Origin of the sequence: Streptomyces sp. WMMC1477 (genome assembly GCF_027460245.1) — a bacterium.
Taxonomy (GTDB): Bacteria; Actinomycetota; Actinomycetes; order Streptomycetales; family Streptomycetaceae; genus Streptomyces.
In genome coordinates this window covers 2,477,353-2,498,863 of sequence record NZ_JAPZBD010000003.1, presented here as the reverse complement: position 1 = coordinate 2,498,863, position 21,511 = coordinate 2,477,353, and the positions used below count along the sequence as shown (strand labels likewise).

20 protein-coding genes are annotated in these 21,511 nt (G+C 74.8%); 14 read left to right on the top strand and 6 right to left on the bottom strand.

The window, feature by feature from the left end; translation table 11 throughout:
- Positions 1-114 precede the first annotated feature (114 nt).
- The 4 genes from O7609_RS11545 to fbaA all read left to right on the top strand — a co-directional run bounded on the left by O7609_RS11545 (position 115) and on the right by fbaA (position 3,770).
- On the top strand, positions 115-1,044 hold the full coding sequence (locus tag O7609_RS11545) for a hypothetical protein (RefSeq protein WP_269743535.1): 930 nt from the start codon (positions 115-117) through the stop codon (positions 1,042-1,044).
- Between the two features lie 136 nt (positions 1,045-1,180).
- Positions 1,181-2,011 carry an aldose epimerase family protein gene (locus O7609_RS11540; protein ID WP_269744344.1) on the top strand — a complete coding sequence of 277 codons (831 nt, stop codon included), beginning with the start codon at positions 1,181-1,183 and terminating at the stop codon, positions 2,009-2,011.
- 10 nt (positions 2,012-2,021) lie between these two features.
- Positions 2,022-2,561 (top strand): orotate phosphoribosyltransferase, encoded by a 540-nt coding sequence (gene pyrE / locus O7609_RS11535; protein WP_269734853.1) that lies wholly within the window; start codon positions 2,022-2,024, stop codon positions 2,559-2,561.
- A gap of 186 nt (positions 2,562-2,747) precedes the next feature.
- Positions 2,748-3,770: a class II fructose-bisphosphate aldolase gene (gene fbaA / locus O7609_RS11530; protein ID WP_269743534.1), complete on the top strand. Its 1,023-nt coding sequence runs from the start codon at positions 2,748-2,750 to the stop codon at positions 3,768-3,770.
- A 326-nt stretch (positions 3,771-4,096) separates the two neighbouring features.
- Here the strand turns inward: fbaA and O7609_RS11525 are convergent, their stop codons facing one another.
- Positions 4,097-4,510, bottom strand: a complete 414-nt coding sequence (locus O7609_RS11525; RefSeq protein WP_269734851.1) for a DUF3151 domain-containing protein — start codon at positions 4,508-4,510, stop codon at positions 4,097-4,099.
- 103 nt (positions 4,511-4,613) lie between these two features.
- Here O7609_RS11525 and O7609_RS11520 point away from each other — a divergent pair, with 103 nt between their 5' ends.
- From O7609_RS11520 to O7609_RS11510, 3 genes are read left to right on the top strand one after another with little or no spacing between them, the layout of a single operon-like run.
- The gene (locus O7609_RS11520; protein WP_269734850.1) at positions 4,614-5,435 is read left to right on the top strand and encodes a tryptophan 2,3-dioxygenase family protein; all 822 of its coding nucleotides are present in this window, start codon (positions 4,614-4,616) and stop codon (positions 5,433-5,435) included.
- Positions 5,428-6,645: a kynureninase gene (kynU, locus tag O7609_RS11515; RefSeq protein ID WP_269734849.1), complete on the top strand. Its 1,218-nt coding sequence runs from the start codon at positions 5,428-5,430 to the stop codon at positions 6,643-6,645. The genes O7609_RS11520 and kynU overlap by 8 nt, the downstream gene beginning before the upstream one ends.
- Positions 6,642-7,358, top strand: a complete 717-nt coding sequence (locus O7609_RS11510; protein ID WP_269734848.1) for an alpha/beta hydrolase — start codon at positions 6,642-6,644, stop codon at positions 7,356-7,358. The genes kynU and O7609_RS11510 overlap by 4 nt, the downstream gene beginning before the upstream one ends.
- Positions 7,359-7,439: 81 nt before the next feature.
- On the opposite strand, the gene O7609_RS11505 is transcribed toward O7609_RS11510, so the two are convergent.
- Positions 7,440-8,726 (bottom strand): adenylosuccinate synthase, encoded by a 1,287-nt coding sequence (locus O7609_RS11505; RefSeq protein ID WP_269734847.1) that lies wholly within the window; start codon positions 8,724-8,726, stop codon positions 7,440-7,442.
- A 208-nt stretch (positions 8,727-8,934) separates the two neighbouring features.
- On the opposite strand from O7609_RS11505, the gene O7609_RS11500 reads away from it, so the two are divergent.
- The gene (locus tag O7609_RS11500) at positions 8,935-9,789 is read left to right on the top strand and encodes a diacylglycerol kinase (RefSeq protein WP_269734846.1); all 855 of its coding nucleotides are present in this window, start codon (positions 8,935-8,937) and stop codon (positions 9,787-9,789) included.
- Here O7609_RS11500 and O7609_RS11495 read toward each other — a convergent pair.
- The gene (locus O7609_RS11495; RefSeq protein ID WP_332328061.1) at positions 9,757-10,425 is read right to left on the bottom strand and encodes a GbsR/MarR family transcriptional regulator; all 669 of its coding nucleotides are present in this window, start codon (positions 10,423-10,425) and stop codon (positions 9,757-9,759) included. The two genes, O7609_RS11500 and O7609_RS11495, sit on opposite strands and share 33 nt — an antisense overlap.
- A gap of 97 nt (positions 10,426-10,522) precedes the next feature.
- On the opposite strand from O7609_RS11495, the gene O7609_RS11490 reads away from it, so the two are divergent.
- The 6 genes from O7609_RS11490 (at position 10,523) to O7609_RS11465 (ending at position 16,891) form a co-directional block, all read left to right on the top strand.
- Positions 10,523-11,455, top strand: a complete 933-nt coding sequence (locus O7609_RS11490; RefSeq protein ID WP_269734845.1) for an ABC transporter ATP-binding protein — start codon at positions 10,523-10,525, stop codon at positions 11,453-11,455.
- Positions 11,452-13,128: an ABC transporter permease gene (locus O7609_RS11485; RefSeq protein WP_269743533.1), complete on the top strand. Its 1,677-nt coding sequence runs from the start codon at positions 11,452-11,454 to the stop codon at positions 13,126-13,128. Before O7609_RS11490 ends, O7609_RS11485 begins: the two co-directional genes overlap by 4 nt.
- 235 nt (positions 13,129-13,363) lie before the next feature.
- Positions 13,364-13,999, top strand: a complete 636-nt coding sequence (locus O7609_RS11480) for a hypothetical protein (RefSeq protein WP_269734843.1) — start codon at positions 13,364-13,366, stop codon at positions 13,997-13,999.
- A 26-nt stretch (positions 14,000-14,025) separates the two neighbouring features.
- A complete protein-coding gene (locus O7609_RS11475) occupies positions 14,026-14,700 on the top strand; it encodes a class F sortase (protein ID WP_269734842.1) in 675 nt (224 codons plus the stop codon).
- 126 nt (positions 14,701-14,826) lie between these two features.
- On the top strand, positions 14,827-16,197 hold the full coding sequence (locus O7609_RS11470) for an aspartate aminotransferase family protein (protein ID WP_269734841.1): 1,371 nt from the start codon (positions 14,827-14,829) through the stop codon (positions 16,195-16,197).
- Positions 16,198-16,207: 10 nt separating this feature from the next.
- The gene (locus O7609_RS11465) at positions 16,208-16,891 is read left to right on the top strand and encodes a GntR family transcriptional regulator (RefSeq protein ID WP_269743532.1); all 684 of its coding nucleotides are present in this window, start codon (positions 16,208-16,210) and stop codon (positions 16,889-16,891) included.
- Between the two features lie 33 nt (positions 16,892-16,924).
- Here O7609_RS11465 and O7609_RS11460 read toward each other — a convergent pair whose 3' ends face one another.
- From O7609_RS11460 to O7609_RS11450, 3 genes are all read right to left on the bottom strand, one after another.
- Positions 16,925-17,851, bottom strand: a complete 927-nt coding sequence (locus tag O7609_RS11460) for a phosphoribosylaminoimidazolesuccinocarboxamide synthase (protein WP_269743531.1) — start codon at positions 17,849-17,851, stop codon at positions 16,925-16,927.
- Between the two features lie 128 nt (positions 17,852-17,979).
- Entirely contained in the window at positions 17,980-19,470 is a 1,491-nt protein-coding gene (locus O7609_RS11455) for a N,N-dimethylformamidase beta subunit family domain-containing protein (RefSeq protein ID WP_269734838.1), read from the bottom strand.
- A gap of 208 nt (positions 19,471-19,678) precedes the next feature.
- On the bottom strand, positions 19,679-21,337 hold the full coding sequence (locus O7609_RS11450) for a hypothetical protein (RefSeq protein WP_269743530.1): 1,659 nt from the start codon (positions 21,335-21,337) through the stop codon (positions 19,679-19,681).
- Positions 21,338-21,511 lie beyond the last annotated feature (174 nt).

Here is a 21,511-nt window from a genome sequence, read left to right as displayed (position 1 = left end):
CGTTCCGAGCAGCGAGACGCCCGGGCGGGCGGTCCCGGGCGAAACGACGCGAGCGCGACATGGAATCGCCACGCAACGGCCTTGGTGGCGGTCCGCACGGGTAGGCTCGCGGGCATGGAGCACGAGGTGTACGTCCCGTTTCCCGTCGGGCCGGTACGGGCGGCGCTCGCCGAGGCCGAGCGCGTCGCCCGCTGTGTGCCCGGGCTGCAACTCGACGCCGAGGAGGGGCGGGACGCCGACGGTACCGTCACCGGCCGGCTCCGGGTACGGATCGGTGGCTCCACCATCACCTACCGCGGCTCCCTGGAGGTCACGGCGCAGGACGACGGGTTCCGTGTCGTCGGCAAGGGGGACGAGGCCCGCGGCCAGGGCTCGGCCCGCCTCACGCTGACGCTCGCTCCCCGCCCCGCCGAGGGCCGCGGCGAGCCCGGCGACGAGGACACGGGCACGGTGCTGCTCTGTTCCGGCACGGTCCGCGGCAAGGGACGGCTCACCGAGGCCGAGCCCGTCCAGCGCGCCGCTCTCGGCCGCCGCTTGCTGGAACGGTTCGGCCAGGCGCTGGCCGAGAGCCTGGCCGCCGACCCGCCCGCCGACGACAACGAGCGCGTCATCCCCGGCATCCCCGCCCCGGACCAGCCGGCCGGTGCCAGGGACGAGCCCCAGGCCGCGGCCCCGGCCGAGCCGGAGGAAGAAGAGCAGCCCGAGCAGCCCGGCCCCGAGGCTCCGGAGCCCGAGCGGCCCTCCGTCTTCGACACCGAGGTGCCGCCCCCCTCGCTGGACCCGCTGAGCGACGAGGGCTACGGAGGGCACGAGGACCGCGAGGGAGCCGAGCCGGTTCCGGCCGAGGCCGCCCACGCCCGCCGGACGATGATCGGGCGCAGTGCGGAGGAGGTGGACCACGCCCCGCCGCGCGGCCGGTACGCGCCCGTCCCGGCCCCGGAGACCTTCAGCACTCAGGCCGCCCTGCGCTGGGCCGCCCCGGCGGCCGCCCTGGTCGTGGCCTCCGCCGTCCTCGTCGGCCGCGCCCTCCGCCGTCGCCGCTGAGGCCCGCCCGGCGGATCCGGCCGGACGCCCCCCCCGGACGGCGCCACGACCGGACGCCGCCACCCTCCCCGGACGCCGCCGTGAGCGACGCCGTCATGTCACCCTCTAGGCTCGGAGGGTGACGACTGAGACCTCGATGGTTCGGCTGGCGGCTGGTGATGCCGAGGTGGCCGTCGAGCCCGAACACGGTTGCCGGATCGCCTCCTTGCGCGTCGGCGGCACCGAGCTGCTGGTGAGCGGCGAAGGCTACGGCTCCTTCGTGATGGTGCCCTTCTGCGGGCGCACGGACCGCGGACGCGTCCGCAACGGTGGACGGGTGTACCAACTGCCGGTCGACGCGCCGCCGCACGCCCTGCACGGCTTCGCCCGGGACGGGCGCTGGCGCACGGTCGGCTCGGACGGCCGGTCCGCCGCGTTCACCTGGGAGCTGGGCGAGCCCTGGCCGTGGTCGGGCACGGTGACGCAGCTGGTGGAGCTGGTGGAGCTGGCGGAGGACGGCGGCTCGCTGACCCTGACGCTCGGGGTGGAGACGGCGGCGGAGTCCTTCCCGGCCCAGGCGGGCTGGCACCCGTGGTGGCGCCGCAACCTCGGGCGGGGTGGCTCCGACGTCCGGGTGGACTTCGACCCTGCCTGGCAGGAGGAGCGGGGCCCCGACCACCTGCCCACAGGCCGCCGCGTCGAGCCGCGCCCCGGCCCGTGGGACGACTGCTTCGGCATGCCGGACGGCGTCGACGTCACCCTGACCTGGCCGGGGGAGCTGAAGCTGTCCGTCACGAGCCGGGCGGAGTGGGTCGTCGTCTACGACGAGCAGGAGGCCGCCGTCTGCGTGGAGCCGCAGTCGGGCCCGCCGAACGGGCTCAACACCGCGCCGCGCCTGGTCACCCCCATCGAGCCGCTGGAGGTCAGGACCACCTGGGCCTGGCGGCGGGTCGAGGCGGAGAGCCGACGAACGGCGGGCGCTGGATAGGCTCGGGAGCATGACCGATGCGCGTGCTGCGCTGTTGCAGCAGATCAAGGACAAGGCCGTGGTGCACGGCAAGGTGATCCTCTCCTCCGGGAAGGAGGCCGACTACTACGTCGACCTGCGCCGGATCACCCTCGACGGCGAGACGGCGCCGCTGGTCGGTCAGGTCATGCTCGATCTCACCGCCGACCTCGACTACGACGCCGTGGGCGGGCTCACCCTCGGCGCCGACCCGGTGGCGACGGCCATGCTGCACGCCGCCGCGGCGCGCGGCCGGACGCTGGACGCCTTCGTCGTGCGCAAGACCGGAAAGGCGCACGGCCTGCAGCGCCGGGTGGAGGGGCCGGACGTGGCCGGGCGGCGGGTCCTGGCCGTGGAGGACACCTCCACCACCGGCGGCTCGGTGCTCACGGCGGTCGAGGCGCTCCGGGAGGCCGGGGCCGAGGTCGTCGGCGTGGCGGTGATCGTCGAGCGGGGCGCCGCTCCGGCCGTCGAGAAGACCGGGCTCCCCTACTACCAGGCCTACCGCAGCGAGGACTTGGGCCTGGGCTGAGCCCAGCGCGCGGCCGGGGGGCGGGGTTTCACGTGAAACCCCGCCCCCCGGCCGTACACACCGGCTCGGGTCCGTTCGGACGGCCCCTCTGGAGGTTCCGCCCGGGTCTGGGAAGATGGGTCCGACGACGATGTCGCCCACGGTCAGGGACCCCGACACCCGCACATCTCCCAAGGAGCGGACAGCATGCCCATCGCAACCCCCGAGATCTACACCGAGATGCTCGACCGGGCGAAGGCCGGCAAGTTCGCCTACCCGGCCATCAACGTCACCTCCAGCCAGACCCTGCACGCGGCCCTGCGCGGCTTCGCCGAGGCCGAGAGTGACGGCATCGTCCAGATCTCGACCGGCGGCGCGGAGTTCCTCGGCGGCCAGTACAGCAAGGACATGGTCACGGGCGCGGTCGCCCTCGCCGAGTACGCGCACATCGTCGCCGAGAAGTACCCGGTGAACATCGCCCTGCACACGGACCACTGCCCGAAGGACAAGCTGGACGGCTACGTCCGTCCGCTGCTGGAGCTCTCGCGCGAGCGCGTCGCCGCCGGGCGCAACCCGCTCTTCCAGTCCCACATGTGGGACGGCTCGGCCGAGACCCTCGCGGACAACCTGGCGATCGGGCAGGAGCTGCTCGCCCAGGCCGCGGCCGCCAAGATCATCCTTGAGGTCGAGATCACCCCGACCGGTGGCGAGGAGGACGGCGTCACCCACGAGATCAACGACGAGCTGTACACGACCGTCGACGACGCCATCCGCACCGCCGAGGCCCTGGGCCTGGGCGAGAAGGGCCGCTACCTGCTGGCCGCCTCCTTCGGCAACGTGCACGGCGTCTACAAGCCGGGCAACGTCGTTCTCCGCCCCGAGCTGCTGAAGGAGCTCCAGGAGGGCGTCGCCGCCCGGTTCGGTACGGCGAGCCCGTTCGACTTCGTCTTCCACGGCGGCTCCGGCTCCACCGAGGGCGAGATCACCACCGCGCTGGAGAACGGCGTCGTGAAGATGAACCTCGACACCGACACCCAGTACGCCTTCACCCGGCCCGTCGCGGACCACATGTTCCGCAACTACGACGCGGTGCTGAAGGTGGACGGAGAGGTCGGCGACAAGAAGCTGTACGACCCGCGGAGCTGGGGCAAGGCGGCGGAGAAGTCCATGGCCGAGCGGGTGCGGGTGGCCTGCGCGAACCTGCGCTCGACCGGCACCAAGCTGAAGTGAGCGGCGGGGCCGCGACCCGCTGACCTCTTGCCCGGGGCCTGCCCCGGGACCTGGGCCTGGGTTTTCGCCCCGGCACCTGGTACGGGACCCGGCCTGTGGCCGGGTCCCGTTGGTTCTGGCCCCTCCCCTTCCCCGGCATGGGGGCACCTCCCAGCCGCCGGGCTGGGGGAGCTGGGAGGTGCCCCCACCTTTCCGGAACCGGGGCGCTGCCCTCGGCCCCGGCCCCGGTTCCGGGCTCCGGGGTGCCCCGGGGGGCGTCGCCGGGCGCGGGTGCGTCGGGGCTGGTCGTGCGGTTCCCCGCGCCCCCGGCGGGGGCGGGGTGGGGGTTATCTGAGGGTTTCGGCTGCCGTGGGGCTGCTCTCCTTGAGGAAGGCCGAGCAGCGCTCGTGCTCCTCCTGCTCACCGATCGCGCCGGCGGCGCGGGCCAGGGCGTGCAGGGCGCGCAGGAAGCCGCGGTTCGGCTCGTGCTCGAACGGCACCGGGCCGTGGCCCTTCCAGCCGTTGCGGCGCAGCGCGTCGAGGCCGCGGTGGTAGCCCGTGCGGGCGTAGGCGTAGGACTCGACGACCCGGCCGCCCTCGAAGGCCTCGTCGGCGAGCTGGGCCCAGGCGAGGGACGAGGCGGGGTACCGCGCGGCGACCTCGGTCGGCGCCGTACCGGCGGCCAGCGCCTCGCGCGGGCCCGGGTCGTCGGGCAGGTGGGTCGGGGGCGGACCCCCGAGCAGGTTCTCGTGAATGGCCATGCTCACCAGTGTGCCCTGAGCCCCGCCCTTGCCGTCGTCCCCTCGGCCGGAGATGATCGCGGCAGGCCCGGTGACCCCGGGTGGATTGGCGAGGAGACCTTCGATGCAGGACAGTGACGCGACGCCCAACCTGGACTTCGCAGGGACGACCCCGTACGAGGACTATGTGAAGGCCGACGTCCTCACCCACCTCCAGCACCCGCTGTCGGACGATCCCGGCGAGATGGTGTTCCTGGTCACGACCCAGGTCATGGAGCTGTGGTTCACCGTGATCGTCCACGAGTGGCAGACGGCGGCGCAGGCGCTGCGGGAGGACGACCTGCGGACGGCGCTGGACGCGCTCAAGCGCTCGGCCTACGAGCTCCAGTCGCTGAACGCCTCCTGGGAGCCGCTCGCGCATCTGACCCCGGGGCAGTTCAACTCCTACCGGGCCGCCCTGGGCGAGGGCTCCGGGTTCCAGTCGGCGATGTACCGGCGCATGGAGTTCCTGCTGGGCGAGAAGTCGGCGTCCATGCTCGTTCCGCACCGCGGCGCGCCCCGGGTGCACGACGAACTGGAGAAGGCCCTGCACGAGCCGAGCCTGTACGACGAGGTGTTGCGGTTCCTGGCCCGGCAGGGCGAGGACGTCCCGGACGCGGTGCTGAACAGGGACGTGCAGGAGCGGTACGAGCCGTCGCCGGAGGTGGAGGCGGCCTGGGCGCGGGTGTACTCGGGCGATCCGGAGGCGCCGACGGCCCGGCTGGGCGAGGCGCTGACGGAGGTCGCGGAGCTGGTGTGGCGCTGGCGCAACGATCACCTGGTCGCCACCCGGCGGTCCATGGGCTCGAAGGTGGGCACCGGTGGGTCGGCCGGGGTGGCCTGGCTGGAGAAGAGGGCGACGAAGAACGTGTTCCCGGAGCTGTGGACGGCGCGGAGCCATGTCTGAGCAGGAGCTGCGGGCCAGGGCCGCCCGCCTGGACGAGGCCGACGAGCTGGCGGCCTCGCGCAAGCTGTTCGCGCTGGAGGACCCCGAGCACCCGGAGGGCGTCGTCTATCTGGACGGCAACTCGCTGGGCGCCCTGCCCCACGCCGTGCCGGGCCGGCTGGCCGAGGTGGTGGGCCGGGAGTGGGGCGAGCTGCGCATCCGGTCGTGGACGGAGTCGGGCTGGTGGGAGGCGCCCCAGCGTGTCGGCGACCGCATAGCTCCGCTCGTCGGCGCCGCCCCCGGGCAGATCGTCGTGGGCGACTCCACCTCGGTGAACGTCTTCAAGGCGGTCGTGGGGGCCGTGCGGCTGGCGCCGGAGGGCCGGGACGAGGTCCTGGTGGACGCGGTCACCTTCCCGACGGACGGCTACATCGCCGAGTCGGCGGCCCGGATGACGGGCTGCGCCGTGCGCGCCGTGCGGCCGGACGAGATGGCCGCGGAGGTGGGGCCGCGGACGGCCGCGGTGCTGGTCAACCACGTGGACTACCGCACCGGTGAGCTGCACGACCTGCCCGGCGTCACCGCGGCGGCGCACGCGGCGGGGGCGCTGGTCGTGGCGGACCTGTGCCACAGCGCCGGGGCCCTGCCCGTCGGGCTCGACGAGCACCGGGTCGACCTCGCCGTCGGCTGCACCTACAAGTACCTGAACGGCGGGCCGGGTTCCCCGGCCTACCTCTACATCGCCCGGCGCCACCAGGAGGGCTTCGACTCCCCGCTGCCGGGCTGGCACGGGCACCGGGAGCCGTTCGCCATGACGCCGGAGTTCGTCCCGGCCGGGGGCGTCCTGCGGGGCCGGGTCGGCACCCCGGACCTGCTGTCGATGCTGGCGCTTGAGGCGGCGCTGACGGTGTGGGACGGGGTGGACATCGCGGCGGTGCGGGCCAAGTCGCTCGCCCTGACCGACTTCTTCCTCCAGGCCCTGGACACCTGTCTGCCGCCCGGCCGGGTGCGTCTGATCACGCCGACGGAGCACGAGCGCCGGGGCAGCCAGATCGCGCTGGAGTGCCCGGACGCCGAGCAGGTCATGGAGCGTCTGGTCGCCCGCGGGATCGTCGGCGACTTCCGGCGCCCCGGGGTGCTGCGGTTCGGTTTCACGCCGCTCTACACGTCCTTCGCCGACGTCGAGCGGGCGGCCCGGGTGTTCGGCGAGGTGGCGGAGGCGACGGGGTGACGTACGCGGAGGAGCGCGACCTCCTCGGCCTGGCCCCGGTGGCGCCCGACGCCTCGGAGCGCTACGGGGGCCACCCCTCCCAGGTGGTGGACCTCTACGGGCCGCGCACCGGGCCCCGGGTCACCGTGCTGCACGGGGGCTTCTGGCGGGAGCGGTACGACCGCGGCCATCTCACCCCGTTCGCCGCGGCGCTGGCCCGGCACGGATTCGCCGTCGAGCTGGTCGAGTACCGGCGGGTGGGCGGGGACGGCGGCTGGCCGGCGTCGGTCGAGGACGTGGAGGCGGCCCTGGAGTACCTCGGCGGCCCGCCCGCGGCGCTGGTGGGCCACTCGGCCGGGGGGCATCTCGCGCTGTGCGCGGCGGCGCGGCGGGAGCACGCGGCCGACCGGGTGCTCGCGGTCGCCGCGGTGGCTGACCTGGCCCGCGCCCACGACCTGGGCCTCAGTGCCGGCGCCGTCGCCGAGCTGCTCGGCGGCCAGCCGAACGTGCGGCGGCTGCTGGAGGAGGCCGACCCGATGAGGCTGCTGCCCCGGGTTCCGGTGGAGCTGCTGCACGGCACCGAGGACGCCGAGGTGCCCGTCGAGCTGTCCCGTCGGTACGCGGGGAACTGGGGCGCCCGGCTGCATCTGCTGCCGGGGGTCGGCCACTACGCGCCGTTCCATCCGGACAAGCCGGCGTTCGGCGTGCTGCTGGACATGATCCGCCGCGGCTGACGGCAGCGGCGGGGGCTGGGTCCGCCGGTCGGGGTGACCAGCGGGCCCCGCCCCCGCGCGGGGTCGGTCCGGGCGGCCGGGTCAGTCCAGGAAGGAGCGGACCTGGATGGTCTCGTCGCGGCCGGGACCGACACCGATCGCGGAGATCGGCGCCCCGGACATCTCCTCCAGCGCCTTCACGTAGCCCTGCGCGTTCTTCGGCAGGTCGGCGAAGGTCTTCGCCTTGGTGATGTCCTCCGTCCAGCCGGGGAGGTACTCGTAGACCGGCTTGGCGTGGTGGAAGTCACTCTGGCTGTAGGGCAGCTCGGTGACCCGCTTCCCGTCGATCTCGTAGGCCACGCACACCGGGATCTCCTCCCAGCCGGTGAGCACGTCGAGCTTGGTGAGGAAGAAGTCGGTCAGCCCGTTGACGCGGGTGGCGTACCGGGCGATGACCGCGTCGAACCAGCCGCAGCGGCGGTCGCGTCCGGTGGTCACGCCGCGCTCGCCACCGATGGTGCGCAGCTTCTCCCCGTCCTCGTCGAGCAGCTCGGTGGGGAACGGTCCGGCGCCCACACGCGTCGTATAGGCCTTGAGGATGCCGATGACGCGGCTGATGCGGGTCGGCCCCACTCCGGCCCCGGTGCAGGCACCGCCCGCCGTCGGGTTGGAGGACGTGACGAAGGGGTACGTGCCGTGGTCGACGTCGAGCAGCGTTCCCTGACCGCCCTCGAAGAGGACGACCTTGCCCTCGTCGATGGCGTCGTTCAGCACCAGGGTGGTGTCGCAGACGTAGCCGGAGAGCCGGTCGGCGTAGCCCAGCAGTTCCTCGACGACCTGCTCGGTGCTGACCGAGCGGCGGTTGTACAGCTTGGCGAGCACCTGGTTCTTGAAGTCCAGGGCGGCCTCGACCTTCTGCCGCAGGATCGACTCGTCGAACAGGTCCTGCACCCGGATGCCGACGCGGTTGATCTTGTCCGCGTAGGTGGGGCCGATGCCCCGGCCGGTCGTGCCGATCTTGCGCTTGCCGAGGAAGCGCTCGGTGACCTTGTCGATCTCGGTGTGGTACGGCGTGATCAGGTGCGCGTTGCCGCTGAGCAGCAGCTTGGACGTGTCGACGCCGCGCTCGTCCAGCCCGCGCAGCTCCTCCAGCAGCACGGCCGGGTCGACGACGACGCCGTTGCCGATGACCGGGGTGCAGCCCGGGGAGAGGATGCCGGAGGGCAGCAGGTGGAGGGCGTATTTCTGGTCCCCGACGACGACCGTGTGGCCGGCGTTGTTGCCGCCCTGGAACCGGACGACGTAGTCCACCGAACCGCCGAGCAGGTCGGTGGCCTTCCCCTTCCCCTCGTCACCCCACTGAGCGCCGAGCAGCACGAGTGCGGGCACAGGCGTACACCCCTTCCGGGCGGGGCATGTCCATCGTGCGGATCGGTGGGAGAACCGCGTCCTTGCCGCGGTGTCGCGCGCCTTTGCGCGACGTGCGGCGCACGCGCCGCCACCAAGAGCCGTGAATCGGTGCCCCGGATAGTCGAAGCCCCTGACGCAACAGCGGCAGGGGCTCTTGCACCGAGAGATTACCTGAGGAAGGACGAACGTGTCGGCTCCAGACCTGCTCGTGGTCGTCGATCCGGTGGCCCGGAACGTCGACGGGGAGTCCGTCCGCATCGCCCGGGACGTGCTGAGCGCCGCCGGGGACGTGAAGGTGTGCCTGCCGGAGTCGCGGGAGGAGGTCGGCCGGGCGGTGGCGCGGCGGGGACGCCGTCGGCCGGTCGTCGTCGGCGACGACGCGGCGCTCCTGCGCGCCGTGGAGCAGCTTCACCGGGAGGCCGTGGGCGAGCCGGACGAGGAGGGCGTGGGCGCGACGGGGGACGTTCGGCCGCATGCCGCGCTCGGTGTGGTGCCGGTGGGCCTGCCGTCGGCGGTGCGCCTGGCGGCGGGCCTCGGGCTGCCGCTGGACGCGGTGGCCGCGGCCCGGGCCGTGCTGGCCGGCGCGGACCGGGCACTGGACCTGCTGGTCGACGAAACGGGCGCGGTGCTCCTGGGCGGGGTGCGCATCCCCGCGGCGCCGGTGGAGCCGGCCGGGGAGACGGCTGTCGCGGCCGGGGGGTCGGGGCGGGTGCTGGGCCCGCTCGGGCGGCGGGCGGCGCGGATGTGGCCGGGGCGGCGCGCCTCGGTGCCGCTGCCCCGGCTCCGGGTGGAGGCAGACGGCGTGCTGCTGGCCGATCCGGGGCGCCCCGTGGTGGAGGTCTCGGTGCGCACGGAACCGGGTGGCGCGGGCGGCGGGCTGGCGGAGGTCGTGGTGCGGCCGGCGAACGCGGCCCGGGTGCCGGCGGGGGAGTCGCCGGTGCGGGCTCGGGCGCGGGCCGTGACCGTCTCGGGCCCGGAGTTCCGCACCCGGACGTGGACGGTGTCGCCGTCAGCCGTCCACCTCACCCTCCCCGCGTCCTGAACCGGCCTCCGGACGGTCGGCGTCCTGCTGTTCGCGCCGCTCGTGCCACCGCTCCATGACGCTGTGCAGCTCGTCCCGCAGATAGGCGAGGAACTCGCCGGTCTCGGCGACGCGGCGGCCCGCGGGGGAGCCGGGCTCCAGGGCGGCGAGGCCGCTCTCGAAGGTGCTCAGCCAGCGGTTCATGATGGCTTCGCGGCTGGTCAACGACTCGTACCAGACGTCGGCGTGCAGCCGGTAGCGCTCACGGCGGGAGCCGGGGACGCGCTCGCGGGTGAGCATGTGGATCTGCCCCAGGTAGCGGACGGCGCCGGAGACGGCGGCCGGGGAGATCCGCAGCCGCCGGCCCAGCTCGGCGGAGCTGAGCGCGCCCTGCTCGGAGACGAGCAGGCAGGCGAAGACGCGGGCGGCCATGCGCTGCATGCCGGCCTCGGTCAGGTCGCCGGCCAGCCGCTCGACGAAGGCGGCCACCGGAGCGGAGTACTCGGCGTGCGCCGCGTCGTCGGCCGCGTCCTCGGCCGCGCCCGCGCGGGGGACTTCGCCCGGGCCTTCGCGCGGGCCCTCCCGCGCGTCCTTGCGCGGGCCCTTGCCCGGGTCCTCGTGTGGGTCCTTCGGGGTATCAGTGGTTTCAGGGGACACGTAGATCATCTTCGCAGGTGAGTGCGGTGGGGGCGAGGGTGCCTTTTGACACTCTCCTAACTTCACAAATTTCTGAAACGAGCGTACCGTCACAGCCATGGTGAACGCGATCTCCACATCCGGGCTCGTCAAGACCTTCGGCCGCACCCGCGCGCTGGACGGTCTCGACCTCACCGTGGCCAGCGGAGAGGTGCACGGTTTCCTCGGGCCCAACGGAGCCGGGAAGTCCACGACGATCCGCGTGCTGCTCGGGCTGCTGCGCGCCGACGCCGGGGCCGTCCAGCTGCTCGGCCGCGACCCGTGGCGGGACGCCGTGGCCCTGCACCGCCGGCTGGCCTATGTGCCCGGCGACGTCGAGCTGTGGCCGAACCTCACCGGCGGAGAGGCGATCGACCTGCTGTCCTCGCTGCGCGGCGGTGTCGACCGGCGGCGCCGCGACGAGCTGCTCGAACGCTTCGACCTCGACCCGACCAAGAAGGGCCGCAGCTACTCCAAGGGGAACCGGCAGAAGGTGGCCCTCGTCGCCGCGCTCGCCTCCGACGCCGAGCTGCTGCTGCTCGACGAGCCCACCGCCGGCCTGGACCCGCTGATGGAGGCCGTCTTCCAGGAGGTCATCGGGGAGGCGAAGGCGGCCGGCCGCACCGTCCTGCTCTCCAGTCACATCCTGGCGCAGGTCGAGAAGTTGTGTGACCGCGTCAGCATCGTCCGGCTCGGGCGGATCGTGCAGTCCGGGACGCTCGGCGAGCTGCGCCACCTCACCCGCACCACCGTCGAGGCGGAGACGGAACGCCCCGTCCCCGGCCTCGACGGCCTGGAGGGCGTGCACCACCTGAGCGTCGAGGACGGCCGGGTGCGCTGCGCCGTCGACGGCGGCCGGCTCGACGAGGTCGTCCGGCTGCTCGCCGCCGCCGGGGTCCGCAGCCTGGTCAGTCATCCGCCCACGCTGGAGGAGCTGATGCTGCGCCACTACGGCGACCACGCGGACGGCGCCGCCGCGGACGCCGCCGAACCCTCGGAGAGCGGACGATGAACACGACGACCCGTCCCGCCCCCGGCGCCCGCACGGAACCCGGCCGCCCCGAGCGCACCGGCCCCCTCACCGGCACCCGCAGGCTGCTGCGCTTCGCGCTGCGCCGGGACCGGGTGCGGCTGCCGGTCTGGATCCTCGCCCTGTCCCTGGGCACCCTCCTCACCGCGACCAGCCTCCGCGACCTCTACACCACGCCCGCCTCGCGCCGCTCGGCCGCCGAGACGATGGGCAGCCCCGCGGCTCTGGCCACCTCGGGGCCGGAGCACTACCTCACCGACTACACCTACGGCGCCATGCTCGGGCACCAGATGCTCGGGTTCACCGCCGTCCTCGCCGCCCTGCTCGCCGTCCTGACCGTCACCCGGCACTCCCGCGCCGAGGAGGAGAGCGGGCGCGCCGAACTCGTCCGCTCCGGCGTCGTCGGCCGGCACGCGCCGCTGGCCGCCGCGCTGGGCACCGCGACCGTGGCCATGGTCGCCCTGGCCGCGGCCCTGGCCCTCGTCCTCGGCACGGCCGGCATCCCCGACGTCGGCTGGGGCGGTTCCCTGCTGTACGGCGCCGCGCACGCGGCCGTCGGCCTCGTCATGGCCGCCGTCGCCGCCGTCACCGCGCAGGTCACGCCGCACTCCCGGGGCGCCTCCGGGCTCGCCTTCGCGGTGCTCGGCCTCGCCTACGCCCTGCGGGCCGTCGGCGACGTGAGCGGCGCCGACGGGGGCGGCGGCGCGCTGTCCTGGCTCTCGCCGATCGGCTGGGCCCAGCGCACCTACGTGTACGTCGACGACCGCTGGTGGCCGCTGCTGCTCGCGCTGGCCGTCGCCGTCGCCACCACCGCCCTCGCGGTCCGGCTCAGCACGCGGCGCGACCTGGGCGCGGGGCTGCGGCCCGCCCGCGGCGGGCCCCCGCGCGCGGGCGCCGCGCTCCTCCACCCGCTCGGCCTCGCCTGGCGCCTGCAGCGCGGGCTGCTGCTCGGCTTCTGCGTGGCGCTGTTCCTGCTCGGCGCCTCCTACGGTTCCGTCCTCGGGGACGCCGAGGACATGCTCGACGACATCGCCGCGTTCGAGGACGTGCTGGCCGAGATCGGCGGCGCGAGCATCGTGGAGTCCTTCGCCGCGATGGTCATGGTCGTGCTCGCCGTGATCGCGGCCGTGTACGCCGTGCTGGCCGCCGCCCGGCCCCGGGCCGAGGAGACCGGCCGGCGCGCAGAACCCCTCCTGGCCACGCCGCTCTCCCGCGCCCGCTGGGCCGGGGGTCACCTCGCCGTCGCACTGGCGGGCGGCACCCTCGTCCTGCTCGCGGCCGGTCTGGGCTTCGGCGCGCTCGGCGCGGCCACGGCCGGGGACGCCGCGTTGGTGCCGGAGCTGACCGGCGCGGCCCTGGCCTACGCGCCCGCCCTGTGGGTGACCGTCGGCGTCAGTGCGGTGCTGTTCGGCTGGCTGCCGCGCGCCCTGCCGCTGGCGTGGGCGGTGCCGCTGTGGGGCTTCGTCGTGGACTACCTCGGCCCGATCCTTCAGCTGCCCGACTGGCTGGCCCGGCTCTCGCCGTTCGGCCACGTGCCCAGCCTGCCCGCCGACCCCGTTTCCTGGACCCCGCTGCTGGTGCTGACGCTGCTGGCCGCCGTCCTCGTCGCCCTCGGGCTCGCCGGGCTGCGGCGCCGGGACGTGGAGACGACCTGACGCGCCGTCCGCTCACCCGGCCCTCCCGCGCGGCCTCGGGGGGCAGGCCGAACTGACGAGCCGTCGGGCGGGTTTCACGGGACGCCGCGCCCCCTGTTGGCTCAAGGCGGCACCCGGCGGGAGGTATCCGGGGTGCGACGCGCCCGGGCCGCTGTTCGCATGGGGACCAGGCGCGCGGTCACCGCTCGGGAACGGCCCCTGCACGCGCGCCCTCAGACCGGAGGTCACACTCCTGATGCAGAAGATGCGAACCCTCGCCACAGCCGCCGCGTCCACCGCGCTCGTCCTCGGGATGGCCGCCCCGGCCTTCGCCGGCGGCGACACCGGCGGCCACGGCGGCCTCAAGCTCCACCCCTCGTCCGGCGGCCCGGGCACGGTCGTCAAGGTGAAGGCCCTGTGCCGGGACGGCGGGCACGGCACCGTCGCCTCGGACGCCTTCGAGTGGAGCCAGGCCCACACCGACGGCCGCCGCCACCACGACCGGCGTCACCACGACGGCGAGAACAACCTCGACAACGACGTCGAGCTCAACGGCGCCGACGGCAAGAACACCGGCGGCGACCCGCACCGCGACCACCGCCGCCACAGGGTCTTCGCCACCGCCAAGGTCATGAACGAGGGCCTGACGCCGGGCAAGAAGTACGAGGTGACCGGCTACTGCAAGAACCACAAGCGGCTCACCGGCACCTTCACCTTCACCGGTGGTGTCGGCGGCGCGGCCAACGCCGGCCTCGGCGGCCTCGCGGCCGAGTCGAAGTCCGCCGCTCCCGGCGCCACGACGGCCGCCGCCGTCGCCGGTGGCCTGGCCGTCACGGGAGCCGCCGGGTACTTCCTGGTCTGGCGTCGCCGCACCGGCGGGGACCAGGCGTGAGCCGCCCCCGGATATCCCGGATACCCATGACGACGCGTCAGCAGCGGATCGCGGCGGGCGGTCGCCGTCTGGAGACGGTGGCCGCCGCCGTGACCGTGCTCGTGGCAGGAGCACTGTGCGCGGCCGTGCCCGAGGGCGGCGGAGAGAAGCGGGACGCCGCCCGCGCCTCCGGGATCACGATGGTCGCCGAGGGCGTCTCGCGTCCCGAGGCCGTGGACGCCGAGTCGCCCGAGGCCGACCACCCCGTCATGCCTCGCTCGGCACCGACCCGGCTCTACCTTCCGCAGATCGGCGCCGACATCGAGGTCTTCGGTGCCGACGCCGAGCCGGACGGCACCCCGCCCGTCCCGGACAAGGACGACGCCGACCGGGCCGCGTGGTGGCGCGGCGGGCCGTCGCCCGGCGAACGGGGGCCCGCGCTGCTCATCGGCCACCTGGACAGCAAGAAGGGCGCCGCCGCCTTCGCGGGGGTCGGCTCGCTCGAACCGGGAGCCGAGGTCGTCGTCGAGCGCAAGGACGGCTCCACGGTGATCTTCGCCGTGGACTCGGTCGAGCAGTACCCGAAGGACGACTTCCCCAACGAGCGCGTCTACGGCCCCACCGAGAACCCGCAGCTCCGCCTCATCACCTGCGGCGGGACCTGGACGAAGAAGGACGGCTATGACGCGAATATCGTCGCCTTCGCCAGCATCAAGGGCTGAGCCCGCGAGCCCGGCCCGGACGCCGCCGTCCACCCCGGAGGTGACGGCGGCGTCCGCATGCCGGAAGACCGGCCGGATACGCTGAGGCCCCACACCCGGTGACGCGAGCTGTGAGGTACGCAGACCATGAGCAACACGCCCGCTGACAAGGCCACCGTGAAGGCGGCCGACCGCGCGCACGTCTTCCACTCGTGGTCCGCGCAGGCCAAGCTCGACCCGCTGCCCGTCCGTCGCGCCGCCGGCTCCTACTTCTGGGACTACGACGAGCACCGCTACCTCGACTTCGCCTCCCAGCTCGTCAACGCCAACATCGGCCACCAGCACCCCAGGGTCGTCGCCGCCATCCAGGAGCAGGCGGCCACCCTGTGCACCGTCGCCCCGGGTTTCGCCGTCGACGTCCGCTCCGAGGCCGCCCGGCTCGTCGCCGAACGCATGCCGGGGGACCTGGACAAGATCTTCTTCACCAACGGCGGCGCCGAGGCCGTCGAGAACGCCGTGCGCATGGCGCGCCTGCACACCGGGCGGCCCAAGCTGCTCAGCGCCTACCGCTCCTACCACGGCGCCACCAGCACCGCGATCAACCTCACCGGCGACCCGCGCCGATGGGCCAGCGACACCGGCACCGCGGGCGTCGTCCACTTCCGCGGCCCCTACCTCTACCGCTCCTCCTTCCACGCCACCACCGAGCAGGAGGAGTGCGAGCGCGCCCTCGCGCACCTGGAGGAGACGATCGCCCTCGAAGGGCCGCAGACCATCGCCGCCGTCATCCTGGAGACGATCCCCGGCGGCTCCGGCGTCCTCGTCCCGCCGCCCGGCTACCTCCCGGGAGTCCGCGAGATCTGCGACCGCCACGGCATCGTCCTCATCCTCGACGAGGTGATGGCCGGATTCGGCCGGGCCGGCGCCTGGCTCGCCCTCGACCACTACGACGTCACCCCCGACCTCGTCACCTTCGCCAAGGGCGTCAACTCCGGCTACGTCCCGCTCGGCGGTGTGGCGATCTCCGCGAAGATCGCCGCCGACTTCGACGACCGCCCCTACCCCGGCGGCCTCACCTACTCCGGCCACCCGCTCGCCTGCGCCGCAGCCGTCGCCACCCTCGACGCGATGGCCGAGGAAGGCATCGTCGAGCACGCCGCCCGCATCGGCGCCACCGCGCTCGGCCCCGGCCTGCGGGCGCTGGCCGAGCGTCACCCCGCCGTCGGCGAGGTGCGCGGCACCGGCGTCTTCTGGGCCGTCGAGCTCGTGCGCGACCGCGAGACGCGCGAACCGCTCATCCCCTTCCAGCCGACCGGCGACGCCGGCCGCCCCATGGCCGAGTTCACCGCCGCCTGCAAGCGGAACGGCCTGTGGCCGCTGGTCGTGGGCAACCGCCTGCACGTCGTCCCGCCCTGCACGATCAGCGAGGCCGAGGTCAAGGAGGGGCTCGCCGTCCTCGACGAGGCCCTCGCCGTCGCCGACGCCCACACCACGGCCGGGGCCGCGCCCGCCGCGTAGGGTGTCCGCCATGCCGCCCGCCCCCATCACCCGAAGCACCCTGCGCGAGCAGCTCGCCGAAGCCCTGCGCGACGAGGTGCTCGCCGGGCGGCTCCCGGCCGGGCGGTCCTTCACCGTCAAGGAGATCGCCGAGCAGTACGGCGTCTCCGCGACCCCGGTACGGGAGGCCCTGGTGGACCTCTCCGCCCAGGGCCTCCTGGACACCGACCACCACCGCGGCTTCCGGGTGCGGGAGATCACGCTCGCCGACTTCACGGCCATGGTCGAGGCCCGCACCCTCGTCATCGAGGGCGTCTTCCGCGCCGCGGTGGCGGACGGTTCCCTCACTCGGACCGAGGCCGCAGCCGAGGCCGTCGCCTCCGTCCGGCGCCGCGCGGAAGCGGCCCGCCGGGCCGCCCTCGCGGGCGACCTCGACATCCTGATCGGCTACGACCTGCGGTTCTGGCGTGAGCTGGGCGACCTCGTCGGCAACCCCTACGTCGCCGACTTCCTCGACCGGCTGCGTATCCAGACCTGGGTCTTCACCGTCCCGCTGCTGCGTGCCCGCGGCGAGCTGCGCGGCCTGCTGTGGGCCGGGCACCTGGACCTCGTCGCGGCCCTGGAGGCGGGAGACGCGGTGTCGGCGCGGCGCATCCTGGCCGAGTACAACACGCACGCCCTGGAGCTCGGGCGCTCCCTGGCCACGACGCGCTGACCCGCCCCGCGGCGCGGCCTGGGGCGGAACCGGCTACGACCAGGGCAGGCCGGTGAGGCGCTCGTACGCCTCGACGTACTTGGCGCGCGTCTGTGCGACGACGTCCTCCGGCAGCGGCGGCGGGGGCTGCTCGCCGCGCCGGTCCCACCCCGAGGCGGGGGAGGAGAGCCAGTTCCGCACGAACTGCTTGTCGTAGGAGGGCTGTGTCTGCCCCGGGCGCCAGGCGTCCGCCGGCCAGAACCGCGAGGAGTCCGGCGTCAGCACCTCGTCGGCCAGCACCAGCTCGCCGTCCCCGCCGTCCGCCCCGCCACCGTCCGCCGTGAAGCCGAACTCGAATTTGGTGTCTGCCAGGATGATCCCGCGCTCGCGCGCGGTGTCCCGGGCCCGGCCGTAGACGCCGAGGGTCAGCTGCCGCAGCCGGGCCGCCGTCTCCGCGCCCACCCGGTGCGCGACCTCCTCGTACGACACGTTCTCGTCGTGCTCGCCCACCTCCGCCTTCGTCGCGGGGGTGAAGATCGGCGCCGGCAGTTCGGAGCCGTCGACCAGGCCCTCGGGCAGCGCCAGCCCGCACACCGTCCGGGTGGCCTCGTACTCCACGAGACCCGATCCGGTCAGATAGCCGCGCGCCACGCACTCCACCGGAACCATCCGCAGCGAGCGGCACACCATGACCCGGCCCGCCCAGTCCGCCGGGGCGCCGGGCGGGACGTCCGTGGAGAGCACGTGGTTCGGCACCAGGTCGGCGAGCTGATCGAACCACCACATCGAGAGCTGGGTGAGGATGCGGCCCTTGTCGGGGATCTCCGTCGGCAGCACCCAGTCGAACGCGGAGATCCGGTCGCTGGCCACCATCACGAGGTTGCCCGCCCCGTCACGGTAGAGATCGCGCACCTTCCCGGTGTGCAGATGCTCCAGACCCGCTACCGCTACGGGTTCGGGCTTCTCGACGAATCCGGACACCAGTCCTCCATGGAGTGTGCGACGAACACGGAGATTCTCCCGTACGCCGCGCCGTCCGGCGTGCGGGGGTGGGCCGGGCCGGGGAGTGCCCCCGGCCGACGGCCACCGGGTACCCGGCGCCGGGGATGTCAGCCGTGCTTGCAGATGCGGTCCAGCAGGTTCGCCGTCGCCCGCTGGACGCACGGGTCCACATGGCCGGGGCGGTCCAGCGCGGGCGTCCACGCGAACGTCCCCGAGCTGAAGACCAGCGCCCCGCTCGGCGCCCGGTAGAGCGAGGTCTCCTGGTGCCGGCGCGCCCCTCCGGCGTCCCGGTAGGGGGAGTGCGCCAGCAGGATGCGGTCGGTGTGGGCGGGCAGCGGGGCCCGCGGGAAGTAGCGGTCCACCTCGCCCGCCACCAGGCCCGCCAGCTCCTCGCCCTCGGCAGCCCCGGTGCCGTCCCACAGCCAGTGGTCCGCGTTCCGCACGACCAGCGGGGCCGGAGCGGGCACCGCCCCCGCGTACTGGATGCCCAGCAGCCCCTGCTCGGGCTCGCCCTGCTCGCGCCACAGCCAGGCCCGCCCCGGGCCCCGGCGCTTGCGGCAGCTCAGCAGCCGGTCCGGCTCGCCGGAGGGCAGGCTGCCCAACTCGGCCCGCCAGTACATGGTGTTGGCGGACAGGAACACCAGGGACGTGCCGCAGTCCCGGGCGCGGGCGACGGCCCGGCGCATGGGCACCGTCCAGTACTCGTCGCGCCCGGCGAAGACGACGCCCCGGTAGTGGGCCGGATCGACCCGGCCCGCGTGGAGGTCCCGGGCCTCCGCGTACGCCAGGTCGTAGCCGTGGCGCTCGGCCCAGCGGACGAAGTCGTAGGAGTGGCCCACGTGCAGCGGCAGCCCGGCCCCGGCGTAGGGGCGGTCGAAGCTGACGGTGACGGCGGCCTCCCGCTCCCCGAGCAGCCGCCCCCGCTCGTCCCACGCGTGGTAGAGGCTCGCCCCGGTGCGGCCGTCCTCCGGGAAGAGGTTGTACGCCTGCCAGGTGATGTCGGGCAGCACGAGCAGCAGCTCGGCCGCGCGGGTGTCGCGCACGGTGAACGGGATGTGGGAGCGGTGGCCGTCGGCCGTGGTGAGGACGGCGACGTGGGCGCCGGTGCTCCAGTCCGACGGGATCGGCAGCCGCCAGGACAGCCACCAGTGGTGGCACGAGACCGTCCGCTCGGCGACGAGCGGCGGCGGCTGGACCGTCCCGGACAGCCGCGGGCTGGTGGTGATCTTGGTTGCGCCCGCGCCCCTGTAGTGACCGATCCGGTAGACGTCCACGCCGAACGGCTGCGGCGGGTTGACGGTGACCCGGAAGTCGACGGACTCGCCGGGCACCACCGAGCCCGTCGACACGAAGCCCTTGATCTGGCACGCCACGTCGTCGACGCCCTGGGGGGCCCGCCCCGAGGAGCCCCGCTGGACGGGCAGGACGCGCCCCCTCGCGTCCAGCGTCTCGCGGTCCACGTACCAGGGCACGACCCGGCCGTTGGCGAAGTAGTGCTCGTCCTCCCGCAGCCACGGCAGGGGCCCCCTGCCGAAGGGGTCCGTGACCGCGTGCGCGAGCGCGCCCGACTCCCACCGCCGGATCTGCTCCACCGCCATGGGAATCCCCTCCCTCACCGGCTTCCGGCCACCAGCACATCACATCGTGCACCGGTGCGGTCACCGTTCGTCGCGATTGGTGCGCCCGGCGGCCGCTTCAAGGGGCGGCCCTGCGCCTCCGGCGGGCGCCTCCACGGCTCTGTGCCCGGGCCCGCGGCCTCGACCCGAGCCCTCGGGCACGGCCACGAGCCGCTCGGACGCCGGTTGCTCAGCCCAGCCGGACCGGGGCGTCCGTGGGGATGCCGGCCGCCGTCAGCCAGCCCCGCAGCGGGGCGCCGTCCCCCTCCTCGGCCAGCGCGAGCGCCGGCTGCCGCAGATCGGCGCGGCGTTCCCCCTCGATGAGCAGGGCCGGGCCGTCCAGCCAGTCGAGCCCGGGGGCGCCGCTTCCGCTGTCCACGGCCGCGCAGCACACCGCGGCCACCACGTGGTCGGCCAGCAGCTCCCCGGCCCCGCGCACGGCGGGGGCCGGCAGCCCCAGCGGGGCGGAGTCACCGGTGGCGTCCGGTATCAGGCCCGCCGTCCCCGGGGGCGGCGGCGGGGGGCGGCGCTCCGCGCGGGCCGCCTCCGCCGTGATCCGGGCGGCGATCATCCCCCGCGACTCCTCGTCCGCCAGCCGGTCCAGCACCCGCTCCAGCGTGGACCCGCGCCCGGGGCCGCGCCCGCCGCCGTGCGCCCGTCCCTCCCGGCCCGGAGAACCCGCGCCCAGGGCCGCCCGGTGGCCCGGCGCCCCGTACCGCTCGGCCGGGACGACGCTCGGGGCCCGCTCGGCCGGCTCCGGGCCCTCCGTGGCGTCCAGCGCCGAGAAGAGCCGGGCGGACTCGGTGCGCCAGATGCGGTCCACCACCTCGCGCGGGTAGGCCGGCCAGTCCACCGGGGACCAGCCGGGGCCCCCGGGGGCGGGTGCGCCGTAGAACAGCTCGGCGGCCAGCAGCGACACCTGCTCGTCGATCGCCCCGGGCTCCTCCAGCAGGTCGCACGCGGGACGCTCGCCGAGCCGGGAGGCGAAGCCCTCCGCCATCCGGTCCCGCCGGGAGAGCTCCGTCAGCGCCGAGACCACGCCCACGTCCAGCCGCGAGGGCCAGCGGCCGGTGCGCCAGGCGGGCAGCGCCACCCGCGTCAGCAGCCGGTCCCAGCCCGCGTAGGCCAGGCCCACCTGCTCCTGGGCGAGCATCCGCAGCCCGTGGTCGACGCCCTGCGCCCGGCCCGCCGCCGCCGCGGCCACCAGGCGCTCCATCTCCGCCGCGTGGCCGCCCGCCGCCCGCAGCAGCATGCGGGCGAGCCGCCCGATGCGGGGGTGGACCGCCGCGGCGTCGAGCGCGCGGACGAAGCGGCGGGCCGCGGCGATGTCGGGATGCGCGGCCGGGCCGGTGCCGGCGACGACGGGCGCGAGGAGCGCCCGCAGCTCGGAGATGCGCATCCACCACAGGAACGGCGAGCCGATCACCAGCACGGGCGGGGCGGACCCGGAACGGCCGGGCTCCTCCAGCCAGCAGTCGCAGTCGGGCGTGAGGGCGATGGCCGAGGGCACCGGGACGTCGAGCCGCCCGGCCAGCTCCCGCACCATGCGGTACAGCTCGGGCGCCGAGGACTCGGCGACGGGCACGGCCGGCGCCGAGGCGGTGCGCGCCCGCGCGATGACCACCGTGACCGCGGCCCCGGCGATCGCTACCACCCCGGCCAGCAGCACGGCGGGCAGCCGCAGCCCGGCCCAGCTCCCGCCCAGGTGGCCCGTGCTCACCGCGGCGAGCAGCACGACGGCCGCCGCGGTGGGCAGCAGGGCGACGGCGAAGGCCGCGCCCCGGATGCGCAGGACGGCCAGCGCGTGCTCCCGCGCCGACCGGGCACCGCCCGCTCCCACAACTGCCATGGACCGCTCACCCCCTGCCGGGACGACCTGGGTACCTCGGTATGCACCCACTGTCGCACCGGGCTCCGACATCGCAATGTGCGGTGGGCCAGTCGATCGACTGGCCCGGGCGCCACGTGGATGTGCCACGTCGTCGAGCGTGCGGACGTGGCGCGACGTGCGGCGACGCTGTCG